This window comes from Nonomuraea sp. ZG12, assembly GCF_052068115.1.
In the GTDB taxonomy this organism is placed as follows: domain Bacteria; phylum Actinomycetota; class Actinomycetes; order Streptosporangiales; family Streptosporangiaceae; genus Nonomuraea.
This window is the reverse complement of sequence record NZ_JBQHCW010000001.1, coordinates 370,367-387,601: the sequence shown is the minus strand read 5'-3', so window position 1 is coordinate 387,601 and position 17,235 is coordinate 370,367. Positions and strand designations below refer to the sequence as shown.

Annotated in this window: 14 protein-coding genes; 5 read left to right on the top strand and 9 right to left on the bottom strand. The window is 70.6% G+C overall.

Annotation, left to right across the window (positions count from 1 at the left end; genetic code table 11):
* Window positions 1-21: 21 nt before the first annotated feature.
* The 9 genes from mihF to pyrR all read right to left on the bottom strand — a co-directional run bounded on the left by mihF (window position 22) and on the right by pyrR (window position 10,870).
* Complete coding sequence (gene mihF / locus ACTMTF_RS01765) at window positions 22-345, bottom strand: integration host factor, actinobacterial type (RefSeq protein ID WP_397000973.1); 324 nt, start codon at window positions 343-345, stop codon at window positions 22-24.
* Window positions 346-1,170: 825 nt separating this feature from the next.
* Window positions 1,171-1,869, bottom strand: coding sequence for an orotidine-5'-phosphate decarboxylase (gene pyrF / locus ACTMTF_RS01760; protein ID WP_397000975.1), 699 nt, complete (start codon window positions 1,867-1,869; stop codon window positions 1,171-1,173).
* Window positions 1,866-2,843 carry a dihydroorotate dehydrogenase gene (locus ACTMTF_RS01755; RefSeq protein WP_397000977.1) on the bottom strand — a complete coding sequence of 326 codons (978 nt, stop codon included), beginning with the start codon at window positions 2,841-2,843 and terminating at the stop codon, window positions 1,866-1,868. Before ACTMTF_RS01755 ends, pyrF begins: the two co-directional genes overlap by 4 nt.
* A gap of 15 nt (window positions 2,844-2,858) precedes the next feature.
* Complete coding sequence (locus ACTMTF_RS01750; protein ID WP_397001550.1) at window positions 2,859-3,725, bottom strand: dihydroorotate dehydrogenase electron transfer subunit; 867 nt, start codon at window positions 3,723-3,725, stop codon at window positions 2,859-2,861.
* A gap of 22 nt (window positions 3,726-3,747) precedes the next feature.
* A complete protein-coding gene (carB, locus tag ACTMTF_RS01745; protein WP_441108906.1) occupies window positions 3,748-7,035 on the bottom strand; it encodes a carbamoyl-phosphate synthase large subunit in 3,288 nt (1,095 codons plus the stop codon).
* Window positions 7,022-8,128 (bottom strand): glutamine-hydrolyzing carbamoyl-phosphate synthase small subunit, encoded by a 1,107-nt coding sequence (carA, locus tag ACTMTF_RS01740; RefSeq protein ID WP_441108905.1) that lies wholly within the window; start codon window positions 8,126-8,128, stop codon window positions 7,022-7,024. The genes carB and carA overlap by 14 nt, the downstream gene beginning before the upstream one ends.
* A complete protein-coding gene (locus tag ACTMTF_RS01735) occupies window positions 8,125-9,414 on the bottom strand; it encodes a dihydroorotase (protein WP_441108904.1) in 1,290 nt (429 codons plus the stop codon). The genes carA and ACTMTF_RS01735 overlap by 4 nt, the downstream gene beginning before the upstream one ends.
* Window positions 9,411-10,328: an aspartate carbamoyltransferase catalytic subunit gene (locus ACTMTF_RS01730; RefSeq protein ID WP_397000985.1), complete on the bottom strand. Its 918-nt coding sequence runs from the start codon at window positions 10,326-10,328 to the stop codon at window positions 9,411-9,413. Before ACTMTF_RS01730 ends, ACTMTF_RS01735 begins: the two co-directional genes overlap by 4 nt.
* Window positions 10,325-10,870, bottom strand: coding sequence for a bifunctional pyr operon transcriptional regulator/uracil phosphoribosyltransferase PyrR (gene pyrR / locus ACTMTF_RS01725; protein ID WP_397000987.1), 546 nt, complete (start codon window positions 10,868-10,870; stop codon window positions 10,325-10,327). The genes ACTMTF_RS01730 and pyrR overlap by 4 nt, the downstream gene beginning before the upstream one ends.
* Before the next feature lie 129 nt (window positions 10,871-10,999).
* Between pyrR and ACTMTF_RS01720 the strand changes: the two genes are divergently transcribed.
* The 5 genes from ACTMTF_RS01720 (at window position 11,000) to bldD (ending at window position 16,274) form a co-directional block, all read left to right on the top strand.
* Window positions 11,000-12,244: an arginine deiminase gene (locus ACTMTF_RS01720; RefSeq protein ID WP_441108903.1), complete on the top strand. Its 1,245-nt coding sequence runs from the start codon at window positions 11,000-11,002 to the stop codon at window positions 12,242-12,244.
* A gap of 14 nt (window positions 12,245-12,258) precedes the next feature.
* Window positions 12,259-13,170 carry a carbamate kinase gene (gene arcC / locus ACTMTF_RS01715; protein WP_441108902.1) on the top strand — a complete coding sequence of 304 codons (912 nt, stop codon included), beginning with the start codon at window positions 12,259-12,261 and terminating at the stop codon, window positions 13,168-13,170.
* Window positions 13,171-13,188: 18 nt separating this feature from the next.
* Window positions 13,189-14,610 carry an amino acid permease gene (locus ACTMTF_RS01710; RefSeq protein ID WP_441108901.1) on the top strand — a complete coding sequence of 474 codons (1,422 nt, stop codon included), beginning with the start codon at window positions 13,189-13,191 and terminating at the stop codon, window positions 14,608-14,610.
* Window positions 14,610-15,476, top strand: coding sequence for a universal stress protein (locus ACTMTF_RS01705; RefSeq protein ID WP_441108900.1), 867 nt, complete (start codon window positions 14,610-14,612; stop codon window positions 15,474-15,476). Before ACTMTF_RS01710 ends, ACTMTF_RS01705 begins: the two co-directional genes overlap by 1 nt.
* A 303-nt stretch (window positions 15,477-15,779) precedes the next feature.
* The gene (bldD, locus tag ACTMTF_RS01700; RefSeq protein ID WP_138711987.1) at window positions 15,780-16,274 is read left to right on the top strand and encodes a transcriptional regulator BldD; all 495 of its coding nucleotides are present in this window, start codon (window positions 15,780-15,782) and stop codon (window positions 16,272-16,274) included.
* The last annotated feature ends 961 nt before the right edge of the window (window positions 16,275-17,235 follow it).

Below are 17,235 nucleotides of genomic sequence, written 5' to 3'. Positions count from 1 at the left end.
CGTTTTCGTGTGGAACCGAGATTAGCTCTCGTTGCCACCGAACTCACGCTCGAGGGAAGCCCTCTGGTTCGCACCGAGACCCCGCACGCGGCGGGACTCGGCGATGGCAAGACGCTCCATAAGCTGCTTGGCGCGGACCTTGCCCACGCCAGGGAGCGATTCCAACAGAGCCGACACCTTCATCTTGCCGATGACGTCGTCGGTCTGCCCGGACTTGAGCACCTCAGCCAGAGAAACCGCGCCATGCTTGAGCCGGTTCTTGACCTCGGCACGCTCTTTACGGGCCTTGGCAGCCTTCTCCAGGGCTGCGGCGCGCTGCTCAGGGGTCAGGGGAGGAAGAGCCACGCCGGGTCACCTCGAATTTCTGTCGATGTACTCGGACGGGAAGGGAAACTAGCTGGTCATCGGCCCCTAAGCAACGTCAAGAGCGGTTTCTCTCGCCACAAAGTCCACTTCATCACTGTCCGTAATGGTAAAATCACTTTCAGCTGATCAAATCGCCCTCACTTCCCACTTCTCGGCCGTGCGCGTCGCACCGCCGGAGGGCGCTACGATGATCATGTGAGGGCACGCGCCGCATGTCCGAAAGCAGGGCTGACCTGTGTCCGTAACCTCCGCACCGCACCCCGGCGGCCGAGTCCGGCACGCCCCAATACGCTCCCTCATGGGCGAATTCAGCACACCCCGGAAACCACCCGCAGATGAACCCGGCACCACCCCCCAGGCTCCTCGCACGAGCACCACGACGACCGCGACGGCTTCGACCCGCGAACCGCCGCAAGAACTCGAACGCCGACGCCGCAAGCCAGCGCGCTGACGCCGCAAGCACACCGAAGCCGTAAGCAAGCACCCTCACGCCGTGAGCCCGTCGACGCCGTACGCACGCTCGTTGCGAGCGCCCTGACGCGGCAAGCACGCTCGCTGTGAGCACGCTGACGCGTACGCGCTCTCGACGTAAGCACGCTGGTGCCGTACGCGCTCTCGCCGTGAGCACGCTGGTGCCGTACGCGCTCTCGCCGTGAGCACGCTGACGCCGTGAGCGTCCCGGCGCGGTAAGCCCGCGGCCTCACGCGTCGAAGCGGCGACGGCCCGTACGGTCGAAGCGCCCGTACGGCGCGCCGCCCACTCACGGGCGGGCAGGCGCCGGCGACGGGGACGGCGGGGACTTGGTCAGGGCTGGGTGGTGCGGCGTAGTGACGCCGCGATGGCGGCCGCGGCCGCGCCCGGGTCCGGGGAGCCGGTGATGGGCCGTCCGATGACCAGCAGGTCGGCGCCGTCGGCCAGCGCCTGCTCGGGGGTGGCCACCCGGGCCTGGTCCTGGCTGGCGGCACCGGTGGGCCGCACTCCGGGGGTGATGAGCATGATGCCCGTCCCCACCTCCGCCCGGACGGCGGACACCTCGTGGGGAGAGCAGACCAGCGCGGTGGCGCCGGCTTCGACGGACATGGCGGCCAGGCGGCGGACCGCCTCGTCGGCGGGCCCGGCCAGGCCGATGCGGCCGAGGTCCTCCTCCGCCAGGGAGGTCAGCACGGTGACGGCGGCGATCTTGGTGTGCGGCGCGGCCTGTACGGCCGCCCTGATCATCGCCGGGCCGCCGGTGGCGTGCACGGTCAGGATGGCGGGGCGCAGCCGTGCGACGGCCTTGGCGGCCCCGGAGACGGTGTTGGGGATGTCGTGCAGCTTGAGGTCGAGGAAGACCTGGACGCCGCTGGCGCCGCGGACGGAGGCGATCACGTCGGGCCCGTAGCGCAGGTAGAGCTCCAGGCCCACCTTCACCGTGCTGACGTGCGGTGTCACCAGCCCGGCCCACCTGGCGGCGGTCTCCAGGTCGGGGGCGTCGAGGGCGACGGCGATGGGTGCGGGCGTCACGGGGTGCTCTCCTCGGTGTCGACGAGCAGGTGCCGTGGGGCGCTGCCCGGCGGGCGGTGGGCCAGGCCGACGGCGTCGGCGAGGCGGTGGAAGCCGCGGGCCTGCAACAGGTCTTCGAGCTCTCGCTCGATGCGCAGGCACGCGTACGGGTCGTGGAACAGCGCGGTGCCGACGCCGACGGCGCAGGCGCCCGCCAGGATGAGCTGGAAGGCGTCCTGGCCGCTCATCACGCCGCCGACGCCGATGAGCGGCACGCCGGGCAGCGCGGCGTGCACCTGCCACACGCAGCGGACGGCGAGCGGCAGGATGGCGGGGCCGGACAGCCCGCCGGTCACGGCGGCCAGCGAGGGACGCAGCGCCTCGGTGTCGATGGCCATGCCCAGCGGGTTGTTGATCATGGACAGCGCGTCCGCTCCGGCGTCGACGCAGGCTCTGGCGACGGAGACGATGTCGGCCACGTCGGGGGCCAGCTTGGCGACGACGGGCACGTCGTAGCGCATGATGGAGCGTACGGAGGCGATCACCTCGGCCCCGGTACTGCCCTCGCGGGCGAAGACCCGGCCCCGGTCCTCCATGTTGGGACAGGACAGGTTCACCTCCAGGGCGGTGACGCCGGGCGCGTCGGCGAGCCGGCGGGCCAGCTCGGAGTATTCGGCGACGGTGCCGCCGCCGATGGACACGATGGTCTTGATGCCCCGCTGGGCGAGCCAGGGCAGCTCCCGCTCCAGGAAGGCGTCGATGCCGGGCCCTTGCAGGCCGACGGCGTTGAGCAGGCCGGAGGGCGTCTCGGCCATACGGGGCGTGGGCCGCCCGGCGCGTGGCGCCATGGTGATGGACCGGGTGGTGAGCGCGCCCAGCCGGTGGAGGTCGAAGAACTGGGCCAGCTCGCGCCCCGAGGCGGCGCATCCGGCGGCCGTGGTGACGGGGTTGGCCAGCTCCACATGCGCCAGGAATGTACGCATATCAACCGACATGGCCCTCACCCCCGCTCAACTGGCATGGCGGGCACCGCCTCCCGGCGCGCCGAGGGCGTCGAACGGGATCGTTCCCACGTCCTCGAAGCGCACCCGCTCCCCCCGGAACACCGGCCCCTCGGCGCACGCCCTGACCATCCTGGTGGCGCCGTCGTCGCCGATGATCGGCAGCACGCACGTCATGCAGACCCCGATGCCGCACGCCATCGACTCCTCCACCGCCACCTGCACCGGGATGTCGAACTCCATCGCCACCGCCGTGACCGAGCGCAGCGTCTCCATCGGGCCGCAGGCGTAGACGGCGTCGGCCCGGGTGTCGGCGATCACCGACGGCAGCGCGTCGGTGACCTTCCCCCGCACGCCGAGCGAGCCGTCCTCGGTGGTGAGGGTGGTGGTCTCGGCCATGCGGCGGGCCCGCATCGCGCCGAACACCCGGTCGGCACTGGCCCCGCCGAGCACGAAGTCGACCCGGCAGCCGCGCTCCAGCAGCGCGTCGGCCAGCGGGAACAGCACCGCGGAGCCGTACTCCGAGCCGACCAGCACGCAGTGGACCGGGTCGCGCGGCAGCGGGAACGGCCGGCCGAGCGGCCCGACCAGGTCGAGCGTGTCGCGGGCGCGGCGCTCGGCGAGCCAGGCGGTGCCGGAGCCGCGCACGGTGAAGACGAGCTCCACCGTGCCGCCGTAGTCGGACTTGACGTCGTGGATGGACAGGGCGCGCCTGGTCACCATGGACGTCCGCGCGCCCCCGACCGCGACGGAGACGAAGTGGCCGGGACGGTAGCGCTCGGTGATGCCGGGCGCCACCACGGTCAGCGCATGGTACGCGTCGACCCGGCGCGTCGTCAGCACCGTGCCCGTCACCTGCACCGGAGTGCCGGCCAGTCTGCTTCACCTCCTGGGGGAGCTAGCCCCGTAGTACCTGCGCGTGCTCCTGGAGGGACCGTACGCCGACATCGCCCCGCACGATCGCCTGAATGCCCGCCGCGGCGGCGGCGAGCCCCGCGACGGTGGTGATGCACGGGATGCCGCGCAGGACCGCGGCCGTGCGGATGTCGTAGCCGTCGAGCCTCGGCCCCGACTGGCCGGGGCTGCCGAACGGCGTGTTGACGATCAGGTCGATCTCGCCGTCGAGAATGCACTGCACACTCGTGGGCTCACCTCCGGGACCGGTCCCCTCACTCTGCTTTCGCACGATCTTGGCACGTACGCCGTTGCGGCGCAGCACCTCTGCCGTGCCCTCGGTGGCGAGGATCTCGAATCCGAGATCGGCGAGCGCCTTCACAGGGAAGATCATCGCACGCTTGTCCCGGTTGGCCACGGATACGAACGCGCGTCCCTTGGTCGGAAGCGGGCCGTAGGCGGCGGCCTGCGACTTGGCGAAGGCGATGCCGAAGGACTCGTCGATGCCCATGACCTCGCCGGTCGAGCGCATCTCGGGGCCCAGCACGATGTCGACGCCGCGGAAGCGGTTGAACGGCAGCACCGCCTCCTTGACCGCGATCGAGGCCTCCATCGGCAGCGTGCCGCCGTCGCCGGTGGCGGGCAGCATGCCCTCGGCGCGCAACTCCGCGAGGCTCGCGCCGAGCATCACCCGGGCCGCCGCCTTCGCCAGCGGCACCGCCGTCGCCTTGGACACGAACGGCACCGTACGGCTCGCCCGGGGGTTGGCCTCCAGGACGTACAGGACGCCGGCCGACATCGCGTACTGGACGTTCAGCAGCCCGCGCACCCCGACGCCGTCGGCGATGGCCTCGGTGGCGGCGCGGATGCGCTTGATGTCGAGGCTGCCGAGCGTGATGGGCGGCAGCGTGCACGCCGAGTCGCCGGAGTGGATGCCGGCCTCCTCGATGTGCTCCATGACGCCGCCGAGGTAGAGCTCGGTGCCGTCGTAGAGGGCGTCCACGTCGATCTCGACGGCCTCGTCGAGGAACTTGTCGATGAGCACCGGATGGCCGCCCTCCTCGGCCGCCATGTAGGTGGCGAGGGTCTCCTCGTCGTAGACGATGGCCATGCCGGCCCCGCCCAGCACGTAGGACGGGCGCACGAGCACCGGGTAGCCGACGTCCTCGGCCACGGTCAGCGCCTCGGCGACCGTGGTGGCGGTGCCGTGCTTGGGCGCGGGCAGGCAGGCCTCGGCCAGCACCTGGCCGAACGCGCCCCGCTCCTCCGCCAGGTGGATGGACTCGGGCGAGGTGCCGACGACGGGCACCCCCGCGTCCTTCAGCGCCTGCGCGAGCCCGAGCGGCGTCTGCCCGCCGAGCTGCACGATGACGCCCGCGACCGGGCCGGTCTCCTGCTCGGCGTGCACGACCTCCAGGACGTCCTCCAGCGTGAGCGGCTCGAAGTAGAGCCGGTCGGAGGTGTCGTAGTCGGTCGAGACGGTCTCCGGGTTGCAGTTGACCATGACGGTCTCGTAGCCGGCCCTGGACAGCTCGAAGGAGGCGTGCACGCACGCGTAGTCGAACTCGATCCCCTGCCCGATGCGGTTGGGCCCGGAGCCGAGGATGATGACCTTCTGCCTCGTGCCGTACGGGACCTCGCTCTCCTCGTCGTAGGCCGAGTAGAGGTAGGGGGTCTTGGCGGCGAACTCGGCGGCGCAGGTGTCCACGGTGTTGTAGACGGGCCGCAGGCCGAGGGCGTGGCGCAGGTCGCGCACCCGGGCCTCGTCGATGCCGCGGATCTCGCCGATCTGCACGTCGCTGAAGCCGTGCCGCTTGACCCGCTGGAGCACCTCGGGGGTCAGCTCCGGCGCGTCGGCCAGCGCCTGCGCCTCCTCGTGCAGCAGGAAGAGCTGGTCGAGGAACCACGGGTCGACGCTGGTGGCGTCGTACAGCTCCTCGGCGGTGGCGCCCGCCCTGATGGCCTGCTGCATGGTGACCAGCCGGCCGTCATGAGGGGTACGGCACGCGGCCAGCAGCTCGGCCTTGCCGGCGAGCTCGCCCGCCCAGGTGAACGACGAGCCCTTCTTCTCCAGCGACCGCAGCGCCTTCTGCAGCGCCTCGGCGAAGGAGCGGCCGATGGCCATGGCCTCGCCCACGGACTTCATGTGCGTGGTGAGGGTGGGGTCGGCGCCCTTGAACTTCTCGAAGGCGAAACGCGGCACCTTGACCACGATGTAGTCGAGGGTCGGCTCGAAGGAGGCCGGGGTCTCGCGGGTGATGTCGTTGGGGATCTCGTCGAGGGTGTAGCCGATGGCCAGCTTGGCGGCGATCTTGGCGATCGGGAAGCCGGTGGCCTTCGACGCCAGCGCCGACGAGCGGGACACCCGCGGGTTCATCTCGATGACGATCATGCGGCCGGTGCGCGGCTCCACCGCGAACTGGATGTTGCAGCCGCCGGTGTCGACGCCGACCTCGCGGATGACCGCGATGGCGACGTCGCGCATGTTCTGGTACTCGCGGTCGGTCAGGGTCAGCGCCGGGGCGACGGTGACGCTGTCGCCGGTGTGCACGCCCATCGGGTCGATGTTCTCGATGGAGCAGACGATGACCACGTTGTCGCGCCTGTCGCGCATGACCTCGAGCTCGTACTCCTTCCAGCCGAGGATGGACTCCTCCAGGAGCACCTCGGTGGTCGGCGAGGCGTCGAGCCCGGCGCCGGCGATGCGCCGCAGGTCGGACTCGTCGTAGGCGAGCCCGGAGCCGACGCCGCCCATGGTGAACGACGGCCGGACCACCAGCGGGTAGCCCAGCTCGGGGACGGCGGCCAGGCACTCGTCCATGGTGTGGCAGACGACCGAACGGGCCGACTCGGCGTTCAGGCCGTGCTCGCGGGCGACCTTGGCGACGATCCCCTTGAACAGCTCGCGGTTCTCGCCCGCCTGGATGGCGTCGAAGTCGGCGCCGATGAGCTCCACGTCGTACGTCTCGAGCACGCCGGCCTCGTGCAGCGCGACCGCGGTGTTGAGCGCGGTCTGGCCGCCGAGCGTCGGCAGCAGCGCGTCGGGCCGCTCCTTGGCGATGATCTTCTCGACGAACTCGGGGGTGATGGGCTCGACGTAGGTGGCGTCGGCGAACTCGGGGTCGGTCATGATCGTCGCCGGGTTGCTGTTGACGAGGATCACGCGGAACCCCTCGTCCCGCAGCACGCGGCAGGCCTGGGTGCCGGAGTAGTCGAACTCGCACGCCTGCCCGATCACGATCGGCCCGGAGCCGATCACCAGCACGGACCTGATGTCCTCACGCTTGGGCACGGGTCATGACCTCACAGAACTCGTCGAACAGGTAGGCGGCGTCATGCGGGCCCGCGGCCGCCTCGGGGTGGTACTGGACGCTGAAGGCGCGCCCGTCGAGCAGGCGCAGGCCTTCGACGCACCGGTCGTTGAGATTGACGTGGCTGACCTCGGCCTGCCCGAAGGGGGTGTCGAACGGCCCGTCGAGCGGCGCCTGGACGGCGAAGCCGTGGTTGTGCGCGGAGATCTCCACCTTGCCGGTGCGCACGTCCTGGACCGGCTGGTTGACGCCGCGGTGGCCGTAGCGCAGCTTGTAGGTGGACAGGCCGAGCGCGCGGCCGAAGAGCTGGTTGCCGAAGCAGATGCCGAAGAACGGCACCCTGGCCTCCAGCACGGCGCGCAGCGCGGAGACGTCCGCGGTCGCCGGGTCGCCGGGGCCGTTGGAGAAGAACACGCCGTCCGGCCGCACCGCCATGATCTGCTCGAACGTGGCGGTGGCGGGCAGCACGTGCACCTCGCAGCCGCGTTCGGCCATCCGGTGCGGCGTCATGCCCTTGATCCCGAGGTCGACGGCGGCGACGGTGTACCGCCTGTCGCCGATCGCGGGGACGACGTACGGCTCGGTGGTGGCCACCTCGGCGGCCAGGTTCGCGCCCGCCATGCCGGGGGCCTGGCGTACGCGCTCGACGAGCTCCTCCACCGGCGCGGCCGGGGCGCTGAAGATGCCGGCCCGCATGGCGCCACGCTCGCGCAGGTGGCGGGTGAGGGCGCGGGTGCCGGGCATGGCGATGCCGACGACGCCCTGCTCCTTGAGGTAGTCGTCGAGCGAGCGGTCGGCCCGCCAGCTCGACACCACCCGGGACGGCTCGCGGACCACGTATCCGGCGACCCAGACGCGGCCCGATTCGGGGTCCTCGTCGTTCACGCCGGTGTTGCCGATGTGCGGGGCGGTCATCGCGACGATCTGGCGATGGTAGGAGGGGTCGGTGAGGGTCTCCTGGTAGCCGGTCATGCCGGTGTTGAAGACCATCTCGCCGAAGGTCTCGCCTTCGGCTCCGTACGGGGTTCCGTGGAAGACACGTCCGTCTTCCAGGACGAGCACCGCGTTTGTCACACCAGCTTCCCTTCAAGAACGGTGGGCCTGCCCCGCAGGAACGTCGCCACTACCCGGCCCGGCAGCGTCATGCCGGTGTAGGGGGTGTTGCGGCTCTTGGACGCGAAGGCGGAGGGGTCCACCTCGGTGCGGGGCGCCGGGTCGTACAGGGTGAGGTTGGCGGGCGCGCCGACCTCGAGCGGCCGGCCGTGGCCGGACAGGCGGCCGATCCGCGCGGGCGCGGCGGACATCCGGTCGGCGACGGCCGCCCAGTCGAGCAGCCCGGTCTCCACCATGGCCTCCTGCACCACGCTGAGCGCTGTCTCCAGGCCGATCATGCCCATGGCCGCGGCCGACCACTCGGTCTCCTTGTCCTCGACCGGGTGAGGGGCGTGGTCGGTGGCGACGACGTCGATGGTGCCGTCGGCGAGCGCGGCGCGCAGCGCGGCCACGTCGGCGCGGGTGCGCAGCGGCGGGTTGACCTTGTAGATGGGGTTGTAGGCGCCGGCCGGCGACTCCTCGACGAGGTCGTCGGTGAGCAGCAGGTGGTGCGGGGTCACCTCGGCGGTGACGTTCCAGCCGTGGGACTTGGCCCAGCGCAGGATCTCCACCGAGCCGGCCGTGGAGACGTGGCAGACGTGCAGCCGCGAGCCGACGTGCGCGGCCAGCAGGCAGTCGCGGGCGATGACCGCCTCCTCGGCGACGGCCGGCCAGCCGGTCAGGCCGAGCCTGCCGGAGATCACGCCCTCGTTCATCTGCGCGCCCTCGGTGAGCCTGGGCTCCTGGGCGTGCTGGGCGATGACGCCGTCGAACGCCTTGACGTACTCCAGGGCGCGGCGCATGAGCACCGCGTCGGAGACGCACTTGCCGTCGTCGGAGAAGACGCGGACCCGGGCCGCGGAGTCGGCCATCGCGCCGAGCTCGGCGAGCTGCCTGCCGTCCAGGCCGACGGTGACGGCGCCGACGGGCTGCACGTCGCAGTGGGCGGACTCGCGGCCGAGCCGCCAGACCTGCTCGACCACGCCGGCGGTGTCGGCCACGGGCGAGGTGTTGGCCATGGCGTGCACGGCGGTGTAGCCGCCGCGGGCGGCCGACTGGGTGCCGGTCCGCACGGTCTCGGCGTCCTCGCGGCCGGGCTCGCGCAGGTGGGTGTGCAGGTCGACGAGGCCGGGCAGCGCGATGGCGCCGCCGCCGTCGACGACCTCGTCGTCGCCCTGGAGCGCGGGGCCGATCTCGGCGATGATCCCGTCCTGGACGCGGATGTCGGCCGGTTCGCCGCCCAGAATCCGGATATTTCGAATGATCACGCGATCTCTCCCCCGAGCAGCAGGTACAGCACGGCCATGCGGATGGTCACCCCGTTGGCGACCTGCTCGACGATGGTCGAGCGCGGCGAGTCGGCCACCTCGGCGGCGATCTCCATGCCCCGGTTCATCGGCCCGGGGTGCATCACGATGGCGTCGTCGGGCATCTTGGCGAAGCGGGCCCGGTCCAGGCCGTAGCGGCGGGAGTACTCGCGCTCGCTGGGAAAGTAGGCGGCGTTCATCCGCTCCTTCTGCACCCGCAGCATCATCACCACGTCCGACTTGGCCAGCACCGTGTCGAGGTCGTAGGAGACCTCGCACGGCCAGGTGTGCACCGAGACCGGCAGCAGCGTGGGCGGCGCGACGAGCGTGACCTCGGCGCCGAGCGTGTGCAGCAGCAGCACGTTGGAGCGGGCCACCCGGCTGTGCAGCACGTCGCCGACGATGGTGATCCTGCGCCCGTCGAGCGCGCCCAGCCGGCGGCGCATCGAGAAGGCGTCGAGCAGCGCCTGCGTGGGGTGCTCGTGAGTGCCGTCGCCGGCGTTGACCACGCTGCCGTGCACCCAGGTGGCCAGCCGGTGCGGCGCGCCGGAGGAGCCGTGGCGGATGACGACGGCGTCGGCGCCCATCGCCTCCAGGGTCAGCGCGGTGTCCTTGAGCGACTCGCCCTTGGAGACGCTGGAGCCCTTCGCGGAGAAGTTGATCACATCGGCCGACAGCCGCTTGGCGGCGGCCTCGAAGCTGATGCGGGTGCGGGTGGAGTCCTCGAAGAACAGGTTGACCACCGTGCGGCCGCGCAGCGTGGGCAGCTTCTTGATGGACCGTTCCGAGACCCTGGCCAGCTCCTCGGCGGTGTCGAGGATGAGCAGGGCGTCGTCCTTCGTCAGGTCGCCCGCGGAGATCAGGTGCCGGTTCACTTGGCGACCTCCTTCATGAGGATCACGGCGTCGCGCCCGTCGGTCTCCCGCAGGAAGACCCTGACCTTCTCGCTCTTGGCGGTGGGCAGGTTCTTGCCGACGTAGTCGGCGCGGATGGGCAGCTCCCGGTGACCGCGGTCGACGAGGGTGGCGAGCTGGACGGCGACGGGGCGGCCGAGGTCGTTGAGCGCGTCGAGGGCGGCGCGGACCGTGCGGCCGGAGTAGAGGACGTCGTCGACGAGCACGACGATCTTGCCGTCGATGCCGTCGGCCGGGAGCTCGGTGCGGCCGAGCGGGCGGGCCGGCTTGAGCCTCAGGTCGTCGCGGTACATCGTGATGTCGATCGAGCCGACGGGGATCTTGACCCCTTCGAACTCCTCGATGCGGTCGCCGAGCCGGCGGGCCAGCGGCGCGCCACGCGTGGGGATGCCCAGGAGGACGACTTCGTCGGCGCCCTTGGTCCGTTCGAGGATCTCGTGCGCGATCCGGGTCAGCGCCCGATGGATGTCCGGGCCTTCGAGGACGGCCCTGGATTCGGACATGAAGGATTCACCACCTTTCCCGCCTCACGGGACGGGTCTTAAAGGGCGTTGGTCGCGACACACAGTACCAGGCGCTACCAGCCACAACTCGGCGGGCGTGACGTCCGGGCTCGCGGGGATAGAGCAGGGATGAGGTTTCATGTCGATTCCGAAGTGGGCCGGCTCCACGAGGTCCTGCTGCACAAGCCGGAGCTGGCGCTCAAGCGGCTCACTCCGGCCAACAAGGACGCGTTCCTCTTCGACGACGTGCTGTGGGTGCAGCGCGCGATGGAAGAGCACGAGGAGTTCCAGCAAGTGCTCCGCGACCGCGGCGTCCGCATCCACCTGCTCTCGGACCTGCTGCGGCAGACCGTCGACATCCCGGAGGCGCGCAAGCACATCCTGGACGCGGTCGTCGACGAGCGCTGGCTCGGCCCGGTCGCCGTCGACGACATCCGCAACACCCTGGACGCGATGGACTCGGAGACCCTCGGCACCTACCTGACCGGGGGCATCACCAAGGGCGAGCTGGCGGCGCTGGGCTGCGCCCCCAAGTCGGTGCTCATGCACACGCTGCGCGAGGAGGACTTCATCCTGCCGCCGCTGCCCAACCACCTGTTCACCCGTGACACGTCCTGCTGGGTGTACGACGGCGTGGCCGTCAACACCATGAAGAAGAAGGCGCGGATGCGCGAGACGGTGAACATGGAGGCGATCTACCGGTTCCACCCGTCCTTCGCCGGCGGGTACGGCAGGCCCGGGGAGGGCGGCTACCACGTCTGGATGCCCGGCCAGGCGGTCGCGCCCGCCACCCTGGAGGGCGGGGACGTGCTGGTGATCGGCCGGGGCGCGGTGCTGGTCGGGATGAGCGAGCGCACCCAGCCGCAGACCGTCGAGATGTTCGCCCGCAGCCTGTTCAGGGCCGGCTCGGCCACCAGGATCGTGGCGCTCAACATGCCCAAGGCCCGCGCGTTCATGCACCTCGACACCGTCATGACCATGCTGGACGTGGGCGTCTTCACGCAGTACGCCGGGCTCGGCATGCTGCCCGCCTACACCATCGAGCCGGGCCGTACCGACAAGGAGCTCGAGGTCACCGACCACCCGCCGCAGGACATGCACCAAGCCATCGCCCACGCACTGGACCTGCCCGAGATCACGGTGCTCACGCCCACCCAGGACGTCTACGCCGCCGCGCGGGAGCAGTGGGACGACGGCTGCAACGGGCTCGCCATCGAGCCCGGCGTGGTCGTCGCCTACGAGCGCAACACCACGACCAACAACTACCTGCGCGACAACGGCATCGAGGTCATCACCATCCGCGGCAGCGAGCTCGGCAGGGGACGCGGCGGGCCGCGCTGCATGAGCTGCCCGCTCGTCCGCGACGGCATCTGACGGGGGCTGACAGGATGCGGGTCATCGTCGCGCTCGGCGGCAACGCGCTGCTGCGCAGGGGCCAGAGCATGAACGCGCACACCCAGATGGACAACGTGCGCGGCGTCGTCAAGACGCTGGCCGACCTGGCCAGGAAGCACGAGCTCATCATCACCCACGGCAACGGCCCCCAGGTCGGCATGCTGGCCCTGGAGAGTCCGTACCCCTTCGACACGCTCGGCGCGCAGACCCAGGGCATGATCGGCTACTGGATGCTCCAGGCCCTGCAGAACGCCCTGCCGGGCCGGCAGGTGCTGGCCATGGTCACGCAGACCCTGGTGTCGGCCGTGGACCCGGCCTTCGACGACCCGAGCAAGTTCGTCGGCCAGGTGTACGAGCGCGAAGAGGCCGAGAAGCTGGCCGGCGAGCACGGCTGGACCGTCAAGCCCGACGGGCGCCACTGGCGGCGCGTCGTCCCCTCCCCCTCGCCGCAGCGGGTCGTGGAGACCCGGCTGGTGCGCCAGATGGTCCGGGAGGGGGTCGTGGTCATCTGCGCGGGCGGCGGCGGCATCCCGGTCGTCCGGGACGAGCAGGGCCGTCTGGCGGGCGTGGAGGCGGTCATCGACAAGGACCTCACCGCGTCCATGCTGGCCGAGGCGCTCGACTGCGACGCGTTCCTGATCCTCACCGACGTGCCGCGCGTCATGCGGGACTTCGGCACGCCGCGGCAGAGCGAGATCGCCCACACCACCCCGTACGAACTCCGCGCCATGGACTTCCCCGCCGGATCGATGGGGCCGAAGGTGGACGCCGTCTGCCGGTTCGTCGAGACCACCGGCGACATGGCCGCCATCGGCCGGCTCGACCAGGCCGAACGCATACTCGGCGGCGACGCGGGAACGATCGTGACACCGAACGCCAGATGGCCGCTGACCAGCACGCTCTAGGCGTCAAGGAGGTCCAAGGTGTCCCTGGCGAGGCAACTGCTCCGCACCAAGCCGACCGAGCGCATCGTCGCCGAGGGCGGCCAAGGCGAGGGCGGCGATCTGCGCCGCACCATGTCGCTGTGGCAGCTCACGCTGTTCAGCGTCGGCGCCACGCTCGGCACCGGCATCTTCGTCATCCTCGGCCAGGCCGTGCCCAAGGCCGGCCCGGCGGTGGTGCTGGCGTTCGTGCTGGCCGCCATCACGGCGCTGTTCTCCGCCCTGTCCTACGCGGAGCTCGCCGGGACCATCCCGGTGTCCGGCTCCTCCTACTCCTACGCCTACGCGACCATGGGCGAGCTCGTCGCCTGGATCTGCGGCTGGTGCCTCATGCTGGAGTACGCCGTCTCCGTCGCGGCCGTGTCCGTGGGCTGGGGAGAGTATCTCAACGCCTTCCTGGAGAGCCTGTTCGGCTGGAGCCTGCCGGACGCGATCACCCGCTCCCCCGGTCAGGACGGCGGTGTGGTCAACGTCACCGCGATCCTGATCGTGCTGCTGGCGACCTGGTTGCTGCTGCGCGGGGCGTCGGAGAGCGCCACGGCCAACGCCGTGTTCGTGCTCATCAAGATCGCTGTGCTGCTGTTCTTCTGCCTGGTGGCGTTCACCGGCTTCACCGCGGGAAACTTCGCCCCCTTCGCGCCGATGGGCATCGCGGGCGTGACGGCCGCCGCGTCCCAGGTGTTCTTCTCCTACATCGGCTTCGACGCCGCCTCCACCGCCGGTGAGGAGGCCAAGAATCCCGTACGCGACCTGCCCCTGGCCATCGTCCTGTCGCTGGCCATCGTGACGGTGATCTACGTGCTGGTCGCGGTGACCGCGATCGGCGCCATGCCGTGGACCGACTTCGACCCCGAGGGCACCGAGGCCAGCCTGTCACTCATCGCCGACCTCGCCACCGGCTCCACCTGGGCGGGCCTGATCGTGTCCTTCGGCGCGGTGATCGCCATCGCCAGCGTGGTGCTCACGGTCATGTACGGCCAGACCCGCATCCTGTTCGCCATGTCCCGCGACGGGCTCATCCCACGCGTCTTCCAGCGGGTGAACCCACGCCGCCAGGTGCCGGTCGCCAACACGCTCATCGTCACCGCGTTCGTCTCGGTGCTGGCCGGGCTGATCCCGCTCGGCCAGCTCGCCGAGGCGACCAGCATCGGCACCCTGTTCGCGTTCGCGATCGTGAACGCCGGCGTGCTCATCCTCCGCTACCGCCGCCCCGACCTGCCACGCAGCTTCCGGACCCCGCTGTTCCCGGTCACGCCGGTGCTCGGTGTCATCTTCTGCTTCCTGGTGATGGCCGGCCTGGCCGGCGTCACCTGGGCGGCGTTCGGGCTGTGGATGCTCGCCGGTCTGATCTGCTATTTCCTGTACGGCTACCGCCACTCGCGGCTGAACGCCGAGGTGCCCTGATGAAGTTCGACAACCTGCTGACCGGTTTCATCCCGGAGCCCCAGGGCCGCGACGGGCTGGCGCTGGCCGTACTCCTGGCCAGGCAGGCAGGCGCGCATCTGACGGTGGCGACCGTGAAGCCGCCCGCGCCGGGCGGGCTCGGGCCTGCCCGGGCCGACGCGAGCGCGTGGGCCGCCTACCTGGAGGAGCAGGCCGCCGCCGCGCTCGCGCAGGCGCGCGAGCTGGTCGGCGAGGACGCCGACTACATCACCCACACGCACAAGGGCAGCGGGCGCGGGCTGGTGGAGCTGGCGCGCAAGCGCGGCGCGAGCGCGGTCGTGATCGGCTCCGCGCCGGGCGGCAACATCGGCCGCATCGTCCTCGGCAGCACCGCCGACCAGCTCCTGCACGCCTCGCCGGTGCCGGTGATCCTCGCCCCGCGCGGCTACGCCGACGATCCGCCTCCGGCGCTCGACCGCCTCACCGTCGCCTACCGGCGCGGCCCGTGCGCCGACGCGGCGGTCAAGCGGGCGGCCCGGCTCGCGGGCGTCATGGACCTGCCGCTGCGGCTGGTGACGCTGCTGGTGAGCAGCGCCCGGCCGGTCAAGGTGGAGCTGGACATGCTGGCGCGGCTTCGGGACCAGGCGACCGCCGACCTCAACGCGGCGGCGCGCGGGCACCGACGGCGCACCGACGTCGAGGTGGAGCTCCTGGAGGGCCGGAGCGTCGCGGGGGCTCTGCAGCACGGCCGCTGGGCTCCGGGGGAGCTCGTCATCTGCGCCTCCAGCGACGCTGGACCGCTCAGGCGCGTGTTCCTCGGCGACACCAGTATCAAGATCGTAAGGGCCGCGACCTGCCCTGTCATGATCCTGGCGCGTACTCCCTGAGCCTCCCGGAGATTCGCCTGGACCGTGCCGAAAATATCGTTACCAGCGGGACAACAGGGATCTAAGAGGCTTTCTATCCCGGATCGGATTCGACATCTTTTTTCCAATCAGCTTGACCTCAGGCGTCCACCCCTTTACCGTCACTGTGCGTAACCAAAACCGCGCGGCGTTCCAGGGCAAACCTGAGGCCATGGCTACCGATTGGTGCCGAACCGGCACCGGACCCCCGGTGGCTCGGGCATTCGCCGCAAGGGAGCACAATCTACTGAGAGCTACACATACGAGAGCCGGGGGGCCACACAAATGCCGTCTGAGTACGCAAAGTCGCTGGGTGCACGACTCCGCGCCATCCGCACCCAGCAGGGCCTGTCCCTGCACGGAGTCGAGGAGAAGTCACGGGGCCGCTGGAAAGCCGTCGTCGTGGGCTCATACGAGCGTGGCGACCGTGCGGTCACGGTGCAGAAGCTTGCCGAGCTTGCCGACTTCTACGGGGTGCCCGTCTCCGAGCTGCTGCCCGGCGGTGCCGCGCCCAGCCCGCTCGGGCCGACACCGAAGCTTGTCATCGACCTGGAGCGGCTTGCCACCCTGCCGAAGGAGAAGGCGGGCGCCCTGGCCCGCTACGCCGCCACGATCCAGAGCCAGCGCGGCGACTACAACGGCAAGGTCTTGTCCATCCGCCAGGAGGACCTGCGCTCCCTGGCCGTGATCTATGACAAGTCGCCCAGCGAGCTGACCGAGGAGCTCATCAGCTGGGGCGTCCTCGACGCCGAGGCCCGCCGGGCCGTCGAGGCGTTCTGACGCACGGCCGTCCTTTTGCCGACGGGGGCGCGCCACCCCAGGCGCGCCCCCGTTCCGCTCGCACAAGCCGGACACCACGCCCACGCGGCCCCGCGCACCGCACGCTGGGCCCGCCCGCACCACACTCGCCCGCGTGCCGCATCCCGCCAAAGCACCCGAATTGGGATATCTGCCCTCTTTCACCATAATTTCCATAAATTTGGCATTATGGTCCGCGGTCACCATGCAGACGACCTGACAGGGCTTGGTCTACGCCGGGCGAACCACTGATACAGCACCGAGGCTCCGTGCGTGGTTCACCGCCGGAGCATGGCCACTCCGTTTCGGGCAGCCCAGTACGACGAGATTCATTTGCCAGGGGCGTCCTACCGCACGGAGAACTGAGCGGACGGGTGTCGACCTGCAGGGGCGCATCCGCAGGAAGCTGGAGCTGGACAAGAACGCCGATCCCCACGGGGGAATCTCAGCGGACGAGCGTCAGCCCCCATGCCCCTCACAAGAACGGGGGGGGAATCACCCTGACCACGACCCCGGGCGACACGGCGCGGGACCGGTCACAGCATGACCAGCCGGCCGAAGAGCTGATCGACCACGCGCCCTACCTGGCCTAGTGACAGGAATCGCGTCACACGGCCCAAGCGAGCGACCTCGCGGCAAAAACACTTAGCGGTCAATGCGACCTGCGGAAACGTCCAGGGCAGCGTCATCGCGCCGCTGGGCGCCGGACTCATCTCCGAACCTTCCGAACGTCCGGACCGAAATCCGCCCTCTGCTGCGGTTCGCTGTAGTGTCGAGATCAGGTTCTCTGAGCGGCCTCGTCGCTTTCGGTTCCTTTTGTCGTACGTGAAGTCGGAGGTGATCACGGTGCACCCGATCTAGTGACGGCCCCAGCCCGGGGCGTCACGGAGCCGAAAGGTGACCGTATGAGCAAGACCGACAAGACCCGGCCCTGGTGGGTGCG